Genomic DNA, 19492 nt, shown 5'->3' on the forward strand with positions numbered 1-19492 from the left:
GGCCCGAGCAGGCGGCCAGGGCGAGCGCCAGGAGGGCGGCGACGGCGGCCGCGCGCCGGCGGGCGCCTGAGGAGATCTCGTCCGGGAGGCGGGTCATCAGAGTCCTCGATCGCCTTTGCACATCCGTCGTGGGCGACGGCCTGGAAACACTCAGCCATGAGCATCGATTGCGCGGCAAGTCGGGCGTGGGTCGCTGATCCCTCTGATTGCCGTGGCGGAGGACAAGCCCGGGGATGACGGAGACGTCTCAGTCGCCTCGATGCGGCAAGCGCTCCATGCGCGAGCTATTCTGGGCGCCCAAGCGCCGAGCATGCGGCCCAGGAAGCCGAGCGCGGCCTGCCGCTCAAGCGACTTAAGTTCCGTCGGGCCTCGGCCCGTCCGGGTTCGACCCCCGGCGTCCCCACCAAAAAGGGGCGTCCCTACCGCCTACGCCCGGCGCCCCGGTGGTGCTCCGGGCGTAGGCGGCGTCGAAGGCCGCAGATCGCCGATCGTTCAGGGGACGGGTCGCCGCAGGTCCGGCGGCTAGAGGTCTCTAAGCCAATCCCAAATGAGGTCGGGGCGGCGATGGTCATTGAGGGGTTCACCCCCCTCCGCGGCGTTGCGCAGCCGTCCGGGCGGCGCGCCAAAGCGGCGGCGGAAGGCCCGATTGAAGTTGGCGTCGGAGCGGAAGCCGTGCCGGTAGCCGACCTCGCTGAGCGAAACCGCGCCACCCCTGTCCTCCATGATCGCGCGGAAGGCGTTGTCCAGGCGGCGAATCTGCACGAAGGCGCTGACGCCACCGAGGGGCTTGAACAACCGATAAAGCTTGGCGCGGGAGACGCCCAGCTCGGCCGCGACGCTTTCGGGCGTGAGGTCCGGGTCATCGAGCCGCGCGTCGATCAGGCTCCGCGCCCGAACCATGCTGACCTTGTCCGCCGGCCGCGCGTCCTCCCAGGCGACGCCGGCCTGGGCGAAGATCAGCGCTTGAACCAGGGCGCTCGCCGCCGTGGCCATCGGTCGCGCCTCGGCGGCGGTCAGGTTGGGGAGATTCTCCCAGAGCGCGTGCATGAACCCCGCCAGGAGCCGGCAGCTTGGGCTGTTCTCCGGCGCGACCAACCCATGCAGGTCGAAGCCCGCCGCGGGGCCAAGCAAGGCTCGCGGCAGCATCAGATTGAGCGTTGTGAACGCGTCGGCGCGGAACTGGAACGGCCGCGACCAGTCGATCAGGCGCAGGACGCCCATTCTGCTGTCGACGAGCCGTCCGTCGTAGTCGCCCTCCCACCGATTGCCGGGAAGGTCGAGAACCACCTGCACATTGTCGCCGCCGTCCGCCACCAGGTGAGCGGGAGACCGGTCGAACCGCTGCGCGACGCCCTCGCAACGGGAGAATATCGCCGCCTCGATGTGAAAGCTCTCCATGCGATTGGAGAAGGTGGCGTCGGCCCCCAAGAGCTCAACGGCGAAGATGCCTGCGCAGGCCCGCCGGTATTGCTCAGCGGCGTCGGCCTGCTCGCAGGCGTCGAGAACCCACAGGTCTCTCCGCACAGCCGGCGATCTAGAGATGGCGATCCCCTTGGCGGCGCGCCTTGCGCCGAAGGGGCGCTCCGCAGCCCAACAGGCAAGTGTTCGCCGCCCTCAACCTCCAGGTGATGCAAGTGCGACGCTGGGTCAAGATTCGGAGAACCCCAGGATAATGACTTCCCATCCTTCTAAACACAGACTGCCCAGGAAGTACGCTCAAACAAAGTGTAGGGGGATATTGCATGTCGAAGGCCGCGAGCACCACGACCAAGGTTGCGCAAAACGTGAAGGCGGGGCCGCAAGCCAAGGCCGACGCGGCTTCGGGCGGCGAAAACCAAGTCATCACGATCGATGTCATGGCCAACGACGCCGGCGGAAATGGCAAGGCGCTGTGGTCGTTGGACCAGGCCAATCCCGGCGTCTACACCGCCCCGGACGTGGCGATGATCCTGGCCAGCGGCGCCACGGTGCGTTTTGAGGGCGGCAAGGTGGTCTACGACCCCGGCCAGGCCTTCGACCATCTGAACGAGGGCGAGGTCGGCGCCGACAGCTTCACCTATGCCATCCGCATGGGGAACGGGGTGGTCAGCTACGCCACCGTTTCGGTGACCCTGAACGGAGAGAGTGATGGCCCCGTCGACGAGAACCTCGTCGGCACTGAGGGTGACGACACCATCCTTGGCAATGGCGGCCAGGACTACATCAGCGGCCTTGGCGGCCGCGACTATATCGATTTCGCCTACGGCGGCGCCGAGGGCGGCGACGGAAATGACACCATCGTCAGCAGCGGCCCAGCCGGCGGTTTCTTTACCCGCGCTTCGCTTGATGGCGGCGACGGCGATGACGTGCTCACCCTGGAAGGCGGCACGGGGTTCATTGTGTTCGGCGAGGTCTATGGCGGGAACGGCGATGATGTGATCAATTTCGGCGGTGTGGGTGACCTCAGTCCGCGATTGGCGCCAGGTTCCGGCGCCGACACGATCAACCTCAGCGCGACCGCGGCCACGGGCTCGGCCTACGTCCAGTTCGGTCCCGGCGAGTTTGGGGCGGGGGACGTCATCCAGGGGGTCGGTTCGGCGTCCGACTATCTCGACATCAGGACCGAAGGCGACGGGAATCTGACCGTCGCCGGCTCCACCTGGACATTCAACGGCGCCGCCGTCAGCGTCGCCGGAATTGACCGCCTGGGTCTTTATACGGACCAGGAAGGCGACTTCTCCCTCAACTCCAGCTTCGATTTCTCCGCCGCCACAGGACTGACTTCAATCGAGGTCCGGGGCGGCGGCGGCGTCGATCACTTCGTGGCGCCGACGTCCGGGGAGGTCGCGACCTTCTTCATGATCGCGGACACGAACGGCGACAGTTTCGTCGGCGGCGGGGGCTTCGACGTCCTCTCGATCCAGCCCGGAAGCGCCTCGCCGCAATCCTTGCAGATCAATGGGCCGGGCGGCGGTCTCGCCGGCGGGGTGCAGGTCGTCGGAGCCGACCGCACCGACGTTCTGATCTCCACCAGCGGTGGAGGCGTGATGGCCGCTGGCGACCTGACCGGAGTCGTGGCGGTCACCTCCTACGCCTATACCGGCAGTCCGACGGTCGTGGATTTTGGAGCTGTGACCGGTTCGGCCACCCTCGACTACCGTCTCGGAAACTATGAGGCCTTCTTCTCAGCCCAAGCCACTGTGATCGGCACCCCAAACGGCGACGTCATCCAACCCGGACGCGGCGACGACATGGTCACAGGTGGCGCAGGCGACGACCTGATCTATCTGTCCGAGCGAGGGTATTTCAGAGGAGACTATGGCTCTGACACGGTGGTGGTTGGGCCAGGAAGCGGACACGATCAGCTCCACGGATTCCGGCCCGGCGCAGGCCCTGGCCACGACGTGATCGACCTCTCCGCTTACGGCTTCAGCAGCCTGGCGCAGGTGCTGAACGCCGCTGCGGGCGATGATTCATACGGAATCCGCATCCAACTCGATGGCGCCAACTCAATTACGGTCGCAGACATCAGTCTGAATGAATTCACCGCCGACAACTTCGTGTTCATCTGAATCAGCGGCAAAAACGGCGCCGGCCAGCCCGAAGAATTCGGTGAAGAATTCGGTGACAGTGCATATATATCCCGCGTGGGTTGAGAATTGAATGCACTGTCACCGAAATTCCCCGAAATTCCCCGAAATTCCGCGAAATTCCGTCATTTGTCGCCCTGGGCAGGCGCGGCCCTAGCCCGAACGCGCTCACTATTGCCGCTGACGTTGGGGCCGCTCCCCGTTCCAACTCCCGTTCCGCCCGACGAGCCGGTGCTGGCGATGCAGCCGAAACGGGCTTGCGAGTTCCAGGGCGTCGGCAGGTTCGTGCCGGCGGAGAATTTCATGACGATAGTCTGCGAGCCACAAATCGCAGCCGCGGCCAGGGCGGAGTCCGCAGCGCTCTGCAGATAGCCCAGCTGTGTTGAGCAATACGACGCGCAATTGCTGGTGGGCAGCACGTTGGTTTGCTGATTGTAGCAGGCCCCGTGATTAGTCCGGCTGACTAGCAGGGCTCCGCCAAGTCCCAAGGTTGCGGTGCAGGAACAGTGGGCCGACTTGATCCCGCTGCAGGGATGCGCCTGCGCCTCAACACCGTAGCACATGACGATCAGGCCGCAGACCACAGGCGCCAAATTGAAAATCTTCACGGCATTCACTCCTTATGACCTTGCCGAAACAGCAGCAGTCACGGGGACGTTAGACGGTTTTACAACTGAGTATTGAAATTACCGATCTCCTCCCGAGGATGCGGAGACTATCGGGCCAGGCCTAGCCCACCCCCAGCCGCACAGGATCGAGCGCCGTGCCGGCCGGGTAGTTGCCGCCCAGCCATTGGCTGCCGAACATCAGCAGGGCGGCGGGGAGGGCGAGCTCGCCGGGCGCGGTCGCCATGGCCCCGAGGTCCAGCCTGGCGGCTTCCAGGCGGTAGGTGCGGGTGGGGTGGTCGGCGACGGTGAGGACGGCGCCGGCGTCGGTGATCTCGAGGATGGGATCGACCATCCAGACCTTGAGCATGCCGCCGTGGGCCTCGAAGTGGACAATGCCGGTGAAGGTCCCGCGTCCGGTCAGCCTGCCGGCCTCGTCGAGCGCCAGGGTGCTGTCGGGGCCGGCTGCGAAGACGAAGCCGCCGTCGGCGGCGGTCTGGGCGCCTTCGCTGGTCTGGGTCTTGCCGCCGGCGCCTTCGACATAGGCCCGGAAGCTCTGTCTCACGCCCCAGCTGAGGGTTCTGATGGTTTGCATGGGGCTCTCCTCAATCGATCCCGGACGGGCCGCGGCGGGCGGCGAAGGCGGCCTCGACGCAGGGCATGACCAGCCAGCCGATGCCCTCGCCCACGAAGGCCAGTTCCTTGGCGGTGCTGGAGGAGACGTGCAGGAACTGGGACTCGCAGATGAAGTGGACCATCAGCACCCGGGGGTCGATGCGGCCGGCGACGCCGTGCAGGTTGAACTCGTCGTTGAAGTCGCTGGCCTCGCGCAGGCCGCGCACGATGTGGGTGGCGCCGATCTCGTGGGCGTAGCCGATCAGGCTGCGGTTGGCGTAGTCGGCGACCTCCAGGGCGCCGCCGAACAGGCCGTCGGTCCCGTCTGGATCGGCGGCCTGGGGCCACAGCTCGGTGACCGAGTCGACGATCAGCTGGCGGCTTTCCTGGACGCCGAAGGTGCGGCCCTTGCGGACATTTGTGCCGATGGCGACGTGGACGGCGTCGAAGGTCGAGAGCGCCTTGCCGATGATGTCCAGGTGGCCCCGGGTGACCGGATCGAACGACCCCGCATAGAGCGCCTTGGTGGGGCCGGACTTACGCATGTGGGAACCTTGAACGCCTCGCTGGGGCGCGAAGAGTTCCGCGATGCGGAGCCGATGCGCAAGCCCCGGCGCGCGGAGGATTTTCTGGGTGGGATAGACCTAGCGGTCCGACGGCCCCCTCACCCTACCCTCTCCCCCGCGTAGGGGGAGAGGAGGGGATAGCTCGAGACCTGCCGTTGAACTCTCCTCTCCCCCCTGGGGGAGAGGGTAGGGTGAGGGGGGCTCTCCGCCGCAATGCTATGGTCACGGAATGATTCAGCGCCTGCTCAGCGCGGCCCTGGCGGCCGCCCTCGTCGCCCTCCCGGCCCAGGCCCAGACCGTGGTCATCGTCCGCCACGCGGAGAAGGTCGCCCCGACCGGCGACGTGGACCTCTCGCCCGCCGGCAAGGCCCGCGCGCTTGCCCTGGCGAAGGCGTTGTCGGGGGCGAGGGTGAGGATGGTGCTGGCGACGCCGCTTCGGCGCACAGGCCAGACCGCCGCCCCGACCGCCGACGCCGCCGGCTGGACGGTGGCGGCGATCGGCTTCGAAGGCGGGGATGCCGCTCACGCCCAGCGCCTGGCCGACGAGGCGCGCAAGGCCGGGCCCGGCGACACCGTGCTGATCGTCGGGCACAGCAATACGGTGGCGCAGATCGCCCGGGCGCTCGGAGATCCCGCCCCGGTGGCGCCCACCGATTGCGAGTACGACAAGATGACGGTGCTGGAGCTGGGCGGGCCGGCGACGCGGGCCATCCACACGCGCTATGGCGCGCCGACCGAGGCGTGCTCAGCATGAGCCCCCTGTCCCAACTGCCCCCCGACGCCTTCGCCAGGGAAGACGACGGGGACGACGCCGAGTTCTACGCGCAGGCCCGGCTGAAGACCCACATCGATGAGGCCGCCATCGCGGCCCTGACCGGGTTCTACCGCCAGGTGCTGCCGGCGGGCGGGCGGCTGCTGGACCTGATGAGCAGCTGGGTCAGCCACCTGCCCCCCGAAGTCGCCTATGGCGAGGTGATCGGGCACGGCATGAACGCGCAGGAGCTGGCCGCCAATCCGCGGCTGTCGAGGTGGTTCGTGCAGGACCTGAACCGCGACCCGCGCCTGGACCTGGCGGACGAAAGCCTGGACGCCGCGATGATCTGCGTGGGGATCCAGTACCTGCAGCAGCCCGTGGACGTGCTGGCGCAGGTGGCCCGGACCCTGCGTCCTGGCGCGCCGCTGGTGGTGAGCTATTCCAACCGCTGCTTCCCCACCAAGGCCGTGGCGGTGTGGCGCGACCTCGGCCCGCAGGGCCACGCCCGGCTGATCGAGCTCTATCTGGAGGCGGCCGGGTTCACGGACGTCGAGGTCCACCGGCTGCGGGACGGGCGAAATGGTGATCCGATGACGGTGGTCATGGGACGGGCGCAGGCTTGGTAAGATCAAAGGCCACGCGGAACAGGCGGCCGGGTCGGGCGAGCTCGTAGGTGAAGACCTCCGGCGTCAGGCCCAGGGACCAGACATTGGTGTTGGAGACCGCCCGGCCGGTGCGGGTGAACATGGCGATGGAATAGGCGTCGGCGGGGAAACGCTGCAGGTCAGGCGCGCCCGGCCCGGCGGTGTCGCCGCCATATTGCGAAACCTCGTCCTCCGACCCGTCGGCGTGGCGATGGTCGTGCTTGAGCCGCAGGCGGCCCCCAGGCAGGCGGGTGACGACCCAGGTGCGGGAGCGGTCCTCGCCGACCTGGAAGGGGATGCGGATCTCGTCGGCGGCGCAGGCCGCCACGGTCATGGTGAGCCTGGCCTGGCGCATGGCGGCGTCGGCGGTGGGGTCACCCTCCACCACCACGCCTGAGAAGGTCTGGCCGCAGAGACGGCTCAGGGACGCGAAAAAGGCGTCGGCGGGGGTCTGGGCCTGGACCGTCAGGGGCGCGGCGCACAGGGCGAGGATCAGGGCGAAGAGGAGACGCATGGGGACCACCTTTGGGAGGCGCCAACCTAGCGCCCGCGCCCCACCGGCGTCTCGTCAGAACTCTTCCCAGCCCTCGACCTGGGGTTTGCGGACGGCGCCGCCGGCGCGACTGACGGTCTTCAGGGCGGCGACGGGGCGGGCGGCGCGGGGACGTTCGGCCTCGAGGGCCGCGCCGGTCTGGAAGCGGCTGATGGAGCCGGCCAGGACATCGGCCTCGTTGCGCAGGGCGTGGCTGGCGGCGGTGCTTTCCTCCACCATGGCGGCGTTCTGCTGGGTGAACTGGTCCATCTGGTTCACCGCCGTGCTGACCTCGGCCAGGCCGGTGGCCTGTTCCTGGGCGCCGGCGGCGATCTCGGTGACCAGGCTGTCGATGTCGGCCACCTTCTCGATGATCCGCTGCAGGCTCTCGCCGGTCTGGCCCACCAGCTTCACGCCGGTCTCCACCTGGCGCGAGGAGGCGCCGATCAGGACCTTGATCTCCTTGGCGGCTTCCGCGGAGCGCTGGGCCAGCGCCCGGACCTCGGAGGCCACGACGGCGAAGCCCTTGCCGGACTCGCCGGCGCGGGCGGCCTCGACCCCGGCGTTGAGGGCCAGCAGGTTGGTCTGGAAGGCGATCTCGTCGATCACCCCGATGATGGCGCTGATCTCGCGGGCCGAGCCTTCGATGGCGCTCATGGCCTCGACGGCCTGGCGCACCACGTCGCCGCTGGTCTGGGCGTCGCCGCGGGCGGCCTGGACCACCTGGGCGCAGGCGATGGCGCCCTTGGCGGAGCGCTGGACGGTGGAGGTGATCTGCTCCAGGGCGGCGGCGGTCTCTTCCAGGCTGGCGGCCTGTTGCTCGGTGCGGCGCGACAGGTGGTCGGTGGCGGCGGTGATCTCGCCCGAGCCGTTGCGGATGCCGCGGACATTGCCCACCACGATGGTCATGGCGTCCTGCAGCTGCCCCATGGCGGCGTTGAAGTCGCCCTTCAGCTTGGCGTAGTCCTCGGGGAAGGCCTCGGCGACGCGATGGGTGAGGTCGCCGCGGCTGAGATGCTCCAGGCCGCTGGCCAGGGAGGCCACGACGACGGCCTGTTCGGCGGCGGCGCGGGCCTTGGCGGCCTCGGCGCGGGCGCGCTCCTCCTCGGCGGCGCGGCGCTGTTCAGCGCTCATGCCCTCCAGGCGCAGCTTCTCGATGCCCGCGTCCTTGAAGACGGCCACGGCCTCAGCCATCAGGCCGACCTCGTCGCGGCGGCCCTGGGCGGGGATGTCGACGGTGAAATCGCCGCCGGCCAGCAGGCGCATGGCCCGAGTCATGGCGGTGACGGGCCGGGCGATGGCGCGGGTCAGCCACAGGCCCACGGCCACGGCGATCAGCAGGCCCAGGAACAGGCCGGCGGCCAGGGTGAGATAGGCGCTGCGGGTGATGGCGGTCTGGCGGGCGGCGAGGCCGGCGAGGCGCTTGGTCTCACTGTCGAAGATCGCCTCAATGCCGTCCTCGGCCGGGGCGATCAGGCCGTCGGCGGCGCCGTCGGGGGAGATCATATCGACCGCCTGCTGGCGGGTGGCGGGGTCGGCGGCCAGCACCTGGCCGGCCTGCGCGATCTCGCTATGCCAGCGGTCAGCGGCCGCGCCGATGGCGGTGAGGGTTTCCAGGTCCTTGGGCGTGTCGGCGAGCAGGGGGGCGGCGGCGGCCAGGCGCGCCTTAAAGTTGGCCCGGTGCTTGGCGATGCGCTCGACATAGTAGGGGTTCGCCGAGAGGAGGAAGCCGCGATAGCTGTTCTCCTGGCGGGCCAGGAAGAACTTGGCCTCGTTCAGGGTCTGGATGGTCTGGCGGCTCTCGTCGGTCTCGGCCCGCGCGGTCTCCAGGGACTGGAAGGACAGGAAGGTCGCCGCGCCCATGCCGGCCATGGTCAGGGTGACGGCGGCGAAGCCCGCGGTGAGCTTGCGAGAAATCTTGAGGTTGTTGAATGACATGTCCGGGTCCGCCTTGGGGCCGGCGTCGCGGCGCCGGCGATCTCGCATCTACCTCGGCCCACTTGAGCGAATGGTTACCAGCGGTTGACGCAGGGTCGCCTGCGACAGCGGGCCACAGGCCTTGCGGGAACCGGCGTCCATGACCGGCATCTGCATGACCATCAGGATCACGTCCAAGGCCTGGGTCTCGAAGATGCCGGCGTGCGTCGCGCCGGCCCGCAACAAGCCTGGACGTGTGGCGTGCGTAAGCGACGATTAACCCTGATCTCTCATGGTCGGCGCCATTCCGGAGACGACAATGACCCGCCTGGCCTTGGTGATGATCGCTCGGGACGAGGCTCACCAGATCGCCCGGGCGCTCGACAGCGCGGCGGCCCATGTCGACCTGATGATCGTGCTGGACACCGGATCGATCGATGGCACCCAGGAGATCGCACGGGCCTGCGGCGCCCAGGTGCACGAGTTCGCCTGGTGCGACGACTTCGCGGCCGCGCGCAACGCCTCGCTGGACCTGTCGCCCGCCGACTGGAATCTGGTGCTGGACGCCGACGAATGGATCGAGAGCGGGGGTGAGGCGCTGGCGGTCCTGGAGCCCGACACCATGGGCTGGGTGCGCCGGGACAACCAGCTGGCCGACGAGGCGGTGGCCCAGACCTGGATCCCCCGGGTGCTCCCACGCGGGGTCCGTTACACAGGCCGCATCCATGAGCAGCCAGCGGGGCCCGAGCGCGGTGTGCGCCTGCCCCTGTTGCTGGGGCACGACGGGTTCACGCAGGCCAGCCTGGCGCGGAAGGGGGACCGCAACGAGGTCCTGCTGATGGCCGACCTGCGGGACCATCCGGAGGACCCCTATCTCTGGTTCCAGCTGGCCAAGGAGCATCAGGCGCGGGGGCATCCGCCCCAGGCGGCGCTGTGCTTCACCGAGGCCCTGCGCCTGGCGCCGACCGACGCGCCGTGGCGCCATGGCCTGGTGGTGCGGGGGCTGACGGCCCTGAAGGACGCCGGTCAGCTGGACGAGGCGCGGGCCTTGGCCGAAGCCGAGCGGCCTGCCTGGTCCGGGTCGCCGGACTTCCACTTCGCGGTGGGGGACCTCTATCTGCAATGCGCGATGTCAGACCCGGCGCGCGCGGTGAGCGAGCTGCTGCCGATGGCCGAAGCGGCCTGGAAGACCTGTCTGGAGATCGGGGAGCAGCCGCATCTCGACGGCTCGGTGCGCGGCCGGGGCAGCTTCATGGCCGCCCACAATCTGGCGACGCTGTACGAGACCTTCGGTCCGAAGGCTGCGGCCGCACGCTACCGTGAGCTGGCTTCCCTCCGCTAGGCTGCGACCTTCACATCGGTGCGCGAGAAATCGTCGCCGATGAAGAGCAGGGCGCAGTCGTTCTCTTTGGCCAGAGCGTAGGCGAAGCAGTCGCCATAGTTGAGACCGGCAGGGTGGAGCCCCTTGCCCCACTGCGCGTAGGCCTGGCTCACCAGACGCGCCGCGGATTCGCCAACGGGAATGACCGTGAAGGCGAGTCCGACCACAAGCTGGTCAACCTCAGTGGCGACCCCGCGTCGGGCGGCGACGATGAGCGCCTCGGCGAGGGTCGCCGCGGAGATCAGAACCTCAGTCTCGGCTTCCAGCACGGCGATGCTGGTCTCGCTCACCGCCTCGTCCAACACGATGGCCAGCAGAGCAGAGGTGTCGACGACGATCATTCCGGCAGACCATCCTCGCCATAGAGAAAGTCCTGGCTACGTTCCGCGGATGGGCCGGGGCTAGCCTTGGCGGCGCCGGCTCGGCGCACCGCGTCGATGATCGCCCGGCGAGTCCGGGGGTCTGGTTGAGTTCGAACAGGCGTGAGTCGCGCAGCCGCCTGCCCATGGCGGGTGAGAATGACCTCCTCCCCCGACTCCGCCCGGCGCACCAGCTCGGTAAGTTGAGCCTTGGCCTCAGTGACGGAAATGCGCATTTGAACCGATGGACTATTAAGTGGTCCAATATATTGGTCCAACATGTGGTCCAAAGTCAATTGACCACGAAAAAGGGCGGCGCCCGGAGGCGCCGCCCAGTTCGGCAGGGCTGGTGAGAGGGGTGGCTCCAGCCCTGAGTTCCAGTCACCCTTACGGGGTCGGAACGGTGATCGCCTCGGGCTGAGCCGAATCAGGGGTCGCCTCGGACGGAGCCGGGTTGACCGCTTCGGGAGCCGCTGTCACCGGCGGGACCACGATGGCGGCCGGGGCCGACGCCGAGGTCTGGGCCAAACCGGAATAGGCCTGCGGCGTCGCCGGGATCGTGGCGCTGGCGTTGGTCCCTGAACCCTCGGCGCTCACGGCGGAGGTCGCGGGGCGGGCCCGGGCCACACGGGTCGGGGCGACGCGAGCCGTGGCCCTGGGCGTCTCGATTCTGGCCAGCCTGGTGTCAGCGGGCGCTTCCGGCGCCATGACCGGCGGCGTGGTCACCGCGGCGGTCTGAGTGGGAGCCAGCATCGGGGCCGGAGCCATGGTGTTGGTGGCGCTCGGGGGCGGAGCCGCCTCGTCCTTGGGGCCGCCCATGAACATGACGCCGGCGCCAATCGCCAGGGCGATGGCCGGAACCGCCGCGTAGACCAGGGGATTTACACCCCCCTTGGCCCTGCCGGCCTTGGGTCGGGCATAGATCGGAGTTTCCGCAAACATCGGCGTATCGGAACCAGGCTCGGCGTCTCGGCGCTCAAGATCAGACGCGGCGACAGTCGGCTTGGCGAAGGGGCTATATTCGGTCGTCACTTTAAGACCTCCCAATGTTGTTCGAGAGGTTAAACGAGGGGTCTGGTCACACGTTCCGTGTTTTCACCGGTAGATCTCGGGTCTGGTGTGTCAAAAACGCCGCAACACCCAATAAAACATGGGCTTGAGGCGAGTCATATTTTTTTCGGAAACTTCCTAATTTTCGGATCAAACGGCTCCTGTCCTTTTCGGAACGCGCCGAAATCTCTCCAATTTTCGACGTAAACCCGCCCCATTTGACGCTCAGCTCAAATTTTCCGTCAGTTCGCCAATCGATCGGATGATGCGGTCGGGCCTGACCAAGCTTTCCGCGGGCAGGCCCTCTCCCAGGTGATCGTGCCAGATGGCGTGGATGCCCAGGCGCTGAGGCCCGGCCACCTCCCATTCGAGATTGTCGCCCACCATCCATGTCTCGTGGGCCTGCACGCCGAGGGCGGCCATGGCGTGGAGGTAGGCCTGCTCCTCCGGCTTGCCGAACCCGGCCTCGCCCTCGATCTGGATGTGGTCGAAGCGGTGGGCGAGGTCAAACCTCTCGATCTTCGCCCGTTGCACCGCCGCCGCGCCGTTGGTGACCAGGGCGAGCTTCACGCCACGCCGTTTCAGCTCGTCGATGGCCTCCACCGCGCCAGGGAAGAAGCGGATCTGTTCCTCGCGATAGGCGTCGAAGCGCGCGGCGAAGGCCCGGCCGGTTTCCGGGGGCAGGCCGGGCGTTCGCCGCCGAAGGTCGGCGAAGACCCCAGTGACGACACCGAGCCGCGCCGCGGCCAGGTCCATGCGCCCGCGCTTGTGGCGCTCGGCGTCCGACCAGAAGGCGCGGAAGGCGTTCTCCATCTCCTCCGCAACCCTGGCGGGGCCGGGGGGCGTGAGGTCGGCGGCGAACTCTTCGGCCACCTCGGCCAGCAGCTGTGGGCGGCGGCCCAGGGAGATGAGGGTGTCGTCCAGGTCGAACAGAATTGCGCGGGGCAGCAGGGTCATGGAACCAGCCTAGCCCGTGAACCGAGTCGTTGGACTGAGTCCTTTCCGCCACGGTGGACCCTGTCTGACGCGGGTGTGACAACGGGTGTCCAAAGCCCCGCTTGACCCGCGCCTCGCCGCCCCGCCAAGGTGGCGCGGACGTCGGAGGGTACGCATGAGTTTTAAGGCCCGGCTCGAACGTGAGTGGCGGTTCGTACGCGGGCTCAACCGCACCCTGAAGCGGGTGAAGACCATTGCGCCCACCTCGCCCAACCTGGTCTGCGACGATCTGCAGGCCGCCGTGGATCAGTGGCGTGAGAAGCCGGCCCTGACCTTCGAGGGCAAGACGCTGACCTACGGCGAGATGGACGCCATCGCCAATCGCTACGCCCATTGGGCCAAGACCAACAACCTGCGGCGCGGCCAGAGCGTGGCGCTGTTCATGCCCAACCGGCTGGAATATTTTCCCATCTGGTATGGCCTGACCAAGGTCGGGGTGATCACCGCCCTGATCAACAATCAGCTCTCAGGCGCGGCGCTCGCCCATTGCCTGAACATCTCCGGCGCCGGTCACGCCATCGTCGACTCCGAGACGTCCATCGCCTTCGAGCAGGCCAAGGGGCTGCTGGACAGACCCATGCAGCAATGGGTGCTGGGCCACGCGGTGGGCGATCAACGCGACCTTTCGCAGGCCTTGAAGAGCTGCAGCTCCCTGCCGCCCGACCGTTCGGTGCGCGAGGGGATGACGGCGAGCGACACGGCCCTGTTCATCTACACCTCCGGCACGACCGGCCTGCCCAAGGCGGCGCGGATCACCCATGTGCGGGCCCAGCTGTTCATGCGCGGCTTCGCGGGCTCCACCGGGGCCACGGAGCATGACCGGATCTACAACCCCCTGCCGCTCTATCACTCCACGGGGGGGCTCTGCGGCCTGGGCGCGGCCCTGCTGAACGGCGGCTCGGTGGTGCTGAAGAAGAAGTTCTCCGCCACGCACTTCTGGTCCGACGTGGTGGCCGAGGAAGCCACGATGTTCGTCTATATCGGCGAGCTGTGCCGCTACCTGGTGAACCAGCCGCCGGGGGAGGACGACACCCGCCACAAGCTGCGCCTGGCCTTTGGCAACGGCCTGCGCCCCGATGTCTGGGCGGAGATGAAGTCGCGGTTCCGGATTCCCGAGATCCTGGAGTTCTACGGCTCCACCGAAGGCAATGTGTCGATGTTCAACTTCGATGGCCGCACCGGCGCCATCGGACGTGCGCCCAAGTGGCTGCGCAATCGGTTCAACATCCGCCTGGTCCAATTCGACGTCGAGGCCGAGGCGCCGATCCGCGGGACCGACGGTTTCTGCATCGAATGCGGGCCGGGCCAGGTGGGGGAGTGCATCGGCAAAATCGGCCAGGGCGACGCGCGAAGCGAATATACCGGCTATGTCGACAAGGTCGCCTCGGACCGGAAGATCCTGCGCGACGTGTTCGAGAAGGGCGACGCCTGGTTCCGCACCGGCGACCTGATGAAGGCTGACGGTGACGGCTATTTCTACTTCATCGACCGGATCGGCGACACCTTCCGCTGGAAGGGCGAGAACGTCTCCACCGGTGAGGTGGCCGAACGGCTGCAGGCCGTGCCGGGGGTCACCGAGGCGAATGTCTATGGCGTCGAGGTTCCCGGCGCCGACGGCCGAGCTGGCATGGCTGGCCTGGTGGTGGACGCAGATTTCGACATCAAGGTCTTCGGCGACCAGGTGGCCGCCGACCTGCCGCCCTACGCCCAGCCGGTGTTCGTGCGCATCCTGCCGGCCATCGAGACCACGGGCACCTTCAAGTACCGCAAGCTCGACCTGGTGACCGACGGCTTCGACCCCGGCAAGGTGAAGGGGGCGATGTTCTACAAGGACGGCGCCAAGGGCTATGTGAAGCTGACCAAGGCCGGCTTCGCCAAGCTGGAGGCCGGCGGCGTGAAGCTCTGAGTAGATCCTCCCCCAGGCGCGTAGCGACGATGTGGGGGAGGTGGGCTCTCGCGAAGCGGCAGGCCGGAGGGGGATCGACGTAGTCGACACCAGTCGCCGTAGAACAAGAGTCAAAGTCCCCCTCAGTCAGCTTCGCTGACAGCTCCCCCAGTGGGGGAGCATCTGATAGGGCCAGCCAAAAAACCCGCCCGGCTAAGACCGCTTTAAACCCTACCGGACCATTCTCTCGTCATGGCCAAGCTCATTCTCGTCACCGGCGGCGCCGGGTTCATCGGTTCGTCGCTCTGCGCGCGCCTTGTCGCCGAAGGCCACAAGGTCATCTCGCTCGACAACTATTTCGCAGGGACGAAGGACGCCCATGTCGCGGGCGTCGACTACCGCGAGGGCCACACCAAGGATGTCGCGGCCCTGGTGCCCGAGACGCCGGACCTGATCTTCCACCTGGGGGAATATTCCCGCGTGGAGAAGAGCCTGCTGGAGCCGGCGACGGTCTGGGACCTGAACAAGGCCGGCAGCTTCGGCGTGCTGGAGTTCTGGCGGACCAAGGGCTGCAAGCTGCTCTACGCCGGGTCGTCCACCAAGTTCGGCGACGGCGGGCTGGGTCGCGACCAGAGCCCCTATGCCTGGACCAAGGCCACCAATACCGAACTCGTCCGCAACTATGGCGACTGGTACGGCCTGCAGTACGCCATCACCTACTTCTACAACGTCTACGGACCCGGCGAGCGGGCCGGGGCCTATGGCACCCTGATCGAGATCTTCCGCCAGCGCCGCCTGGCCGGCGAGCAGTTGCGGGTGAATGCGCCCGGCACCCAGAAGCGCAACTTCACCCACATCGACGACATCGTTGAGGGCCTGGTCCTGGTGGGCGAGAACGGGGTCGGCGACGACTTCGGCCTGGGAGACAGCCGCGCCTATTCGATCCTGGAGGTGGCGGAGATGTTCGGCGGCGAGATCGTCATGGGGCCAGAGGTGGCCGGCAACCGGATGAGCGCCGACATCGATACCTCGAAGACACGCCTGCTGGGCTGGTCGCCGACCCGCGCCCTGATCGACTATATCGGTCAGACTCCGGGCGCGAAGACCCAGCCCCGCCGAGCTTAGACGGCCGGCTTCAGGGGCAGGATCACCTGACAGTGGAGGCCGTCCTGGCGGTAGTCGAGCGTCGCCTCGCCGCCGAGTTCGCCCTTGAGGCTGCGCTCGATCAGGCGTGAGCCGAAGCCCTTGCGGGTGGGGGCTGTGACCTTGGGGCCCTTCTCCTCGGTCCAGGTGATCACCAGGCGCTGGTCGGCCAAAGTCCAGTTCACCTTCACGCAGCCCTCGGGACTGGAGAGCGCGCCGTACTTGGCGGCGTTGGTGGCCAGTTCGTGGAACAGCAGCCCCAGGGCCAGGGCCTGGGACGGCGAGAGGCCGAGGTCGGGACCCTCCAGCTTGTAGCGCTCGACGCCATGGGGCCGGAACTCGGCGCCCAGGATGTCGCGCAGGTCGGCGCCGCGCCAGCTGGAGGCGGTGAGCAGGTCGTGAGTGGAGGAGAGCGCCATCAGGCGGGACTCGAAGGCCTCCTTGAAGGCCTGGGGGTCGGGGCTGGTGCGCAGGGTCTGGGCGGCGATCGACTGGACGGTGGCGAGCGTGTTCTTCACCCGGTGGTTCAGCTCGTCCAGCAGCAGCTTCTGCTGCTCCTCGGCGCGCACCCGGTCGGTGACGTCGCTGCCTTCCACGAAGACCCCGGCCGCCTGCCCGTCGGCGCCGAGGATCGGCTGGTAGATGAAGTCCAGGAAGCGCTCCTCGGGCGGTCCGTCGGGCGCGCGCTGGAGGAGGACGCTGATCGACCGGCCGATGAAGGGTTCGCGGCTGGCCATCACCCCTTCGAGCAGCTGAATGAAGCCCTGGCCGCGCACCTCGGGCAGGGCCACGGCCACCGGACGACCGATGACCGGGCGATGGCCGATGAGTTGATTATAAGCGTCGTTGGCGAGGGTGAAGGTGAGGTCGCGCCCGGTGAGCACGGCCATGAAGCCGGGCGCCTGGCGGAAGATGTCGCGCAGCTCGCCGGTCTCCTGCAGCAGGGAGAGGTTGGCCTCCTGCACCTCCTGCACCCGTTGGAGCAGGCTGGTCTCGCCGGGCCCGGGGGCCAGGGCTCCGGGACCTTGGGCCGTATCCTTCAGGGCCTGGAGCTCGGTGACGTCGACGGTGTTCTGGACGATGAACGCCACCTCGCCGTCGTCGCCCAGCAGGGGTGTATGGACCGCCGACCAGTAGCGCATCTCCATCCCGCCGCCGCGGCTGGCCGGGCGTTCGATGGCGTAGGAGATAAGCGCCATGCTGTCGGCATGGCGGGTCTCGATGACGCGCTGGAAGGAGGCCCGCAGCAGGCGGCCGCTCTCGCCGGGATCGGGGAACAGCTCAAAGATGTCCCGGCCCAGCAGTTCCTCGCGGGTCCGGCCGACCACCTGGACATAGGCCTGGTTGGCGGCGACGTACCGCAGCGTCCGGTCCAGCACCATGTAGGGGCTGGGCAGGACGTCGAAGAGGGCCTGGAAGTCGATCTGCTGCAACACGTCGTCCCGCATAGCCTTGAAGCCCGCGGGGGCGCCCAAGCGAGGTCACTCTTAGCGAACCTGGTACATAGCGCACCGGGCGAAAAGTCGAAGCCTGACGAAAGGTCGCGCCGCCGCTGCGCATCGCGGCGGACTCGCCTATATCTGCGGCATGCCCACGGACGTGACCCTGGCGCCCCTGAAGGGCGCGGCCCTGATCAAGGACGAGGTGAGACGCCTGCCGGACGCGCCGGGGGTCTATCGCATGATGGGGGAGGACGGCGAGGTCCTCTATGTGGGCAAGGCGCGCTCCCTGAAGAAGCGGGTGCTGCAGTACGCCCAGGGGCGCTTCCACACCCAGCGCATCGCCCTGATGGTGGACCTGACCCGGTCCATGGAGTTCGTCACGGTCCGCACCGAGACCGACGCCCTGTTTCTCGAGATCAACCTGATCAAGCAGTTGAAGCCGCGTTTCAACGTGCTGCTGCGGGACGACAAGAGCTTCCCCGAGATCGTCATCCGCCGCGAACACCCGGCCGCCCAGCTGCGCAAGCATCGCGGCGCCCACACCATCAAGGGCGACTATTTCGGGCCCTTCGCCAGCGCCTGGGCGGTGAACCGCACGCTCAACACCCTGCAGAAGGCCTTCCTGCTGCGGTCGTGCTCCGACAGCGTCTATGAGAGCCGCACCCGGCCTTGCATGCTGCACCAGATCAAGCGCTGCGCCGCGCCCTGCACCGGGCTCGTCAGCCTGGAGGACTACGGCGCCCTGGTGGAGCAGGCCGAGGACTTCCTGCGCGGCAAGAGCCGGGCGGTGATCTCCAGGATGTCAGGCGAGATGCAGGCGGCCTCCGACGACATGGAGTTCGAGCGGGCCGCGCGCCTGCGCGACCGCATCCGGGCCCTGGCCTCGGTGGCCCAGGAACAGCAGATCAATCCCGAGACCCTGGACGAGGCCGACGTCTTCGCGCTGTTCGCCGAGGGCGGGCAGGCCTGCGTCCAGGTGTTCTTCTTCCGGGCGGGCCAGAACTGGGGCAACCGCGCCTACTTCCCCCGGGTCGACAAGTCCGACGAGGACATCGACGTGATGAGCGCCTTCCTCGGCCAGTTCTATGACGACAAGCCGATCCCGCGCCTGATCCTGACCAATGTGGAGCCGGCCGAGCGGGAGCTGCTGTGCGAGGCCTTCTCCCTGAAGGCCGGCCGCAAGGTGGAGATCAGCCGGCCGCAGAAGGGGGAGAAGAAGGGTCTGGTGGACCACGCCCTGACCAATGCCCGCGAGGCCCTGGGGCGCAAGATGAGCGAGAGCTCGGCGCAGGGGAAACTGCTGGCCGGGGTGGCCGAGGCCTTCGGCCTGGAGGCCCCGCCCGAGCGGATCGAGGTCTATGACAACAGCCACATCATGGGCACGAACGCCGTCGGCGGCATGATCGTGGCCGGGCCCGAGGGCTTCAACAAGAACCAGTACCGCAAGTTCAACATCAAGGGCACGGACCTCACCCCCGGCGACGACTTCGGGATGATGAAGGAGGTGCTGCGGCGCCGCTTCGGCCGGATGGTCAAGGAGGAGGAGTCCGGCGAGGCCTCCAGCCCGCGGCCCGACCTGGTGCTGATCGACGGCGGTGCAGGCCAGATCTCGGCGGTGATGGAGGTGATGGCCGACCTGGGGGTGGACGACATCCCCGTCGTGGGCGTCGCCAAGGGGCCTGATCGCGACGCTGGGCTGGAGCGCTTCCACGTGGCCGGCAAGCCGCAGTTCATGCTCGAGCCCAAGTCGCCGGTTCTCTACTACCTGCAGCGCCTGCGCGACGAGGCCCACCGCTTCGCCATCGGCACCCACCGCATCAAGCGGTCCATCGACATGAAGAAGAACCCGCTGGACGAGATCGAGGGCGTGGGTCCCGGCCGCAAGCGCGCCCTGCTGCACGCTTTCGGCTCGGCCCGCGGGGTGAGCCGCGCCTCGGTGGACGACATCATGAAGGTGGAGGGGGTCAGCGAGCCCCTGGCTCAGCGGATCTTCGACTTCTTCCGCAAGGCCTAGCGACTCTCGGCAAGCTGAGG

Annotated in this window: 18 protein-coding genes; 7 read left to right on the plus strand and 11 right to left on the minus strand. The window is 67.9% G+C overall.

Features of this window, described 5'->3' with window-relative positions; translation table 11 throughout:
- Window positions 1-522: 522 nt before the first annotated feature.
- A complete protein-coding gene (locus tag OCL97_RS05305) occupies window positions 523-1524 on the minus strand; it encodes a helix-turn-helix domain-containing protein (RefSeq protein WP_377368254.1) in 1002 nt (333 codons plus the stop codon).
- Between the two features lie 218 nt (window positions 1525-1742).
- Between OCL97_RS05305 and OCL97_RS05310 the strand changes: the two genes are divergently transcribed.
- On the plus strand, window positions 1743-3551 hold the full coding sequence (locus OCL97_RS05310) for an Ig-like domain-containing protein (RefSeq protein ID WP_377368256.1): 1809 nt from the start codon (window positions 1743-1745) through the stop codon (window positions 3549-3551).
- Between the two features lie 143 nt (window positions 3552-3694).
- On the opposite strand, the gene OCL97_RS05315 is transcribed toward OCL97_RS05310, so the two are convergent.
- The 3 genes from OCL97_RS05315 to coaD all read right to left on the minus strand — a co-directional run bounded on the left by OCL97_RS05315 (window position 3695) and on the right by coaD (window position 5334).
- On the minus strand, window positions 3695-4177 hold the full coding sequence (locus tag OCL97_RS05315; RefSeq protein ID WP_377368258.1) for a hypothetical protein: 483 nt from the start codon (window positions 4175-4177) through the stop codon (window positions 3695-3697).
- Between the two features lie 121 nt (window positions 4178-4298).
- Window positions 4299-4769 (minus strand): HtaA domain-containing protein, encoded by a 471-nt coding sequence (locus OCL97_RS05320; protein WP_377368260.1) that lies wholly within the window; start codon window positions 4767-4769, stop codon window positions 4299-4301.
- A 10-nt stretch (window positions 4770-4779) separates the two neighbouring features.
- Window positions 4780-5334, minus strand: coding sequence for a pantetheine-phosphate adenylyltransferase (gene coaD / locus OCL97_RS05325; RefSeq protein WP_377368262.1), 555 nt, complete (start codon window positions 5332-5334; stop codon window positions 4780-4782).
- 250 nt (window positions 5335-5584) lie between these two features.
- Here coaD and OCL97_RS05330 point away from each other — a divergent pair, with 250 nt between their 5' ends.
- Window positions 5585-6109, plus strand: a complete 525-nt coding sequence (locus OCL97_RS05330; RefSeq protein ID WP_377368264.1) for a SixA phosphatase family protein — start codon at window positions 5585-5587, stop codon at window positions 6107-6109.
- On the plus strand, window positions 6106-6735 hold the full coding sequence (locus OCL97_RS05335) for a class I SAM-dependent methyltransferase (RefSeq protein ID WP_377368266.1): 630 nt from the start codon (window positions 6106-6108) through the stop codon (window positions 6733-6735). The genes OCL97_RS05330 and OCL97_RS05335 overlap by 4 nt, the downstream gene beginning before the upstream one ends.
- Here the strand turns inward: OCL97_RS05335 and OCL97_RS05340 are convergent.
- Window positions 6710-7267: a hypothetical protein gene (locus OCL97_RS05340; RefSeq protein ID WP_377368268.1), complete on the minus strand. Its 558-nt coding sequence runs from the start codon at window positions 7265-7267 to the stop codon at window positions 6710-6712. The genes OCL97_RS05335 and OCL97_RS05340 overlap by 26 nt on opposite strands.
- A gap of 54 nt (window positions 7268-7321) precedes the next feature.
- Window positions 7322-9223 carry a methyl-accepting chemotaxis protein gene (locus OCL97_RS05345; protein ID WP_377368270.1) on the minus strand — a complete coding sequence of 634 codons (1902 nt, stop codon included), beginning with the start codon at window positions 9221-9223 and terminating at the stop codon, window positions 7322-7324.
- A gap of 298 nt (window positions 9224-9521) precedes the next feature.
- Here OCL97_RS05345 and OCL97_RS05350 point away from each other — a divergent pair, with 298 nt between their 5' ends.
- Complete coding sequence (locus OCL97_RS05350; protein WP_377368272.1) at window positions 9522-10544, plus strand: glycosyltransferase; 1023 nt, start codon at window positions 9522-9524, stop codon at window positions 10542-10544.
- On the opposite strand, the gene OCL97_RS05355 is transcribed toward OCL97_RS05350, so the two are convergent.
- The 4 genes from OCL97_RS05355 to OCL97_RS05370 form a co-directional block, all read right to left on the minus strand.
- Window positions 10541-10924, minus strand: a complete 384-nt coding sequence (locus OCL97_RS05355; RefSeq protein ID WP_377368274.1) for a type II toxin-antitoxin system VapC family toxin — start codon at window positions 10922-10924, stop codon at window positions 10541-10543. The genes OCL97_RS05350 and OCL97_RS05355 overlap by 4 nt on opposite strands.
- The gene (locus OCL97_RS05360; RefSeq protein WP_377368276.1) at window positions 10921-11223 is read right to left on the minus strand and encodes a type II toxin-antitoxin system Phd/YefM family antitoxin; all 303 of its coding nucleotides are present in this window, start codon (window positions 11221-11223) and stop codon (window positions 10921-10923) included. Before OCL97_RS05360 ends, OCL97_RS05355 begins: the two co-directional genes overlap by 4 nt.
- Window positions 11224-11329: 106 nt before the next feature.
- Complete coding sequence (locus tag OCL97_RS05365; RefSeq protein WP_377368278.1) at window positions 11330-11974, minus strand: hypothetical protein; 645 nt, start codon at window positions 11972-11974, stop codon at window positions 11330-11332.
- A 243-nt stretch (window positions 11975-12217) separates the two neighbouring features.
- Window positions 12218-12949: an HAD family hydrolase gene (locus OCL97_RS05370; RefSeq protein WP_377368280.1), complete on the minus strand. Its 732-nt coding sequence runs from the start codon at window positions 12947-12949 to the stop codon at window positions 12218-12220.
- Between the two features lie 154 nt (window positions 12950-13103).
- On the opposite strand from OCL97_RS05370, the gene OCL97_RS05375 reads away from it, so the two are divergent.
- On the plus strand, window positions 13104-14894 hold the full coding sequence (locus OCL97_RS05375) for a long-chain-acyl-CoA synthetase (RefSeq protein WP_377368282.1): 1791 nt from the start codon (window positions 13104-13106) through the stop codon (window positions 14892-14894).
- 231 nt (window positions 14895-15125) lie between these two features.
- Entirely contained in the window at window positions 15126-15998 is an 873-nt protein-coding gene (locus OCL97_RS05380) for an NAD-dependent epimerase/dehydratase family protein (protein ID WP_377368284.1), read from the plus strand.
- Here the strand turns inward: OCL97_RS05380 and OCL97_RS05385 are convergent.
- Window positions 15995-17491, minus strand: coding sequence for an HWE histidine kinase domain-containing protein (locus tag OCL97_RS05385; RefSeq protein WP_377368286.1), 1497 nt, complete (start codon window positions 17489-17491; stop codon window positions 15995-15997). The two genes, OCL97_RS05380 and OCL97_RS05385, sit on opposite strands and share 4 nt — an antisense overlap.
- A gap of 112 nt (window positions 17492-17603) precedes the next feature.
- Here OCL97_RS05385 and uvrC point away from each other — a divergent pair, with 112 nt between their 5' ends.
- Window positions 17604-19472 carry an excinuclease ABC subunit UvrC gene (gene uvrC, locus OCL97_RS05390; protein ID WP_377368288.1) on the plus strand — a complete coding sequence of 623 codons (1869 nt, stop codon included), beginning with the start codon at window positions 17604-17606 and terminating at the stop codon, window positions 19470-19472.
- Window positions 19473-19492: the final 20 nt, after the last annotated feature.

This window comes from Phenylobacterium ferrooxidans, assembly GCF_042714595.1.
Taxonomy (GTDB): Bacteria; Pseudomonadota; Alphaproteobacteria; order Caulobacterales; family Caulobacteraceae; genus Phenylobacterium; species Phenylobacterium ferrooxidans.

Coding starts and splice junctions, on each gene's coding strand:
- OCL97_RS05360 (WP_377368276.1), bottom strand. CDS start 11,223: ATGTTGGACCAATATATTGGACCACTTAATAGTCCATCGGTTCAAATG.
- OCL97_RS05310 (WP_377368256.1), top strand. CDS start 1,743: ATGTCGAAGGCCGCGAGCACCACGACCAAGGTTGCGCAAAACGTGAAG.
- uvrC (WP_377368288.1), top strand. CDS start 17,604: ATGCCCACGGACGTGACCCTGGCGCCCCTGAAGGGCGCGGCCCTGATC.
- OCL97_RS05355 (WP_377368274.1), bottom strand. CDS start 10,924: ATGATCGTCGTCGACACCTCTGCTCTGCTGGCCATCGTGTTGGACGAG.
- OCL97_RS05350 (WP_377368272.1), top strand. CDS start 9,522: ATGACCCGCCTGGCCTTGGTGATGATCGCTCGGGACGAGGCTCACCAG.
- OCL97_RS05320 (WP_377368260.1), bottom strand. CDS start 4,769: ATGCAAACCATCAGAACCCTCAGCTGGGGCGTGAGACAGAGCTTCCGG.
- OCL97_RS05380 (WP_377368284.1), top strand. CDS start 15,126: ATGGCCAAGCTCATTCTCGTCACCGGCGGCGCCGGGTTCATCGGTTCG.
- OCL97_RS05345 (WP_377368270.1), bottom strand. CDS start 9,223: ATGTCATTCAACAACCTCAAGATTTCTCGCAAGCTCACCGCGGGCTTC.
- OCL97_RS05330 (WP_377368264.1), top strand. CDS start 5,585: ATGATTCAGCGCCTGCTCAGCGCGGCCCTGGCGGCCGCCCTCGTCGCC.
- coaD (WP_377368262.1), bottom strand. CDS start 5,334: ATGCGTAAGTCCGGCCCCACCAAGGCGCTCTATGCGGGGTCGTTCGAT.
- OCL97_RS05375 (WP_377368282.1), top strand. CDS start 13,104: ATGAGTTTTAAGGCCCGGCTCGAACGTGAGTGGCGGTTCGTACGCGGG.
- OCL97_RS05370 (WP_377368280.1), bottom strand. CDS start 12,949: ATGACCCTGCTGCCCCGCGCAATTCTGTTCGACCTGGACGACACCCTC.
- OCL97_RS05335 (WP_377368266.1), top strand. CDS start 6,106: ATGAGCCCCCTGTCCCAACTGCCCCCCGACGCCTTCGCCAGGGAAGAC.
- OCL97_RS05340 (WP_377368268.1), bottom strand. CDS start 7,267: ATGCGTCTCCTCTTCGCCCTGATCCTCGCCCTGTGCGCCGCGCCCCTG.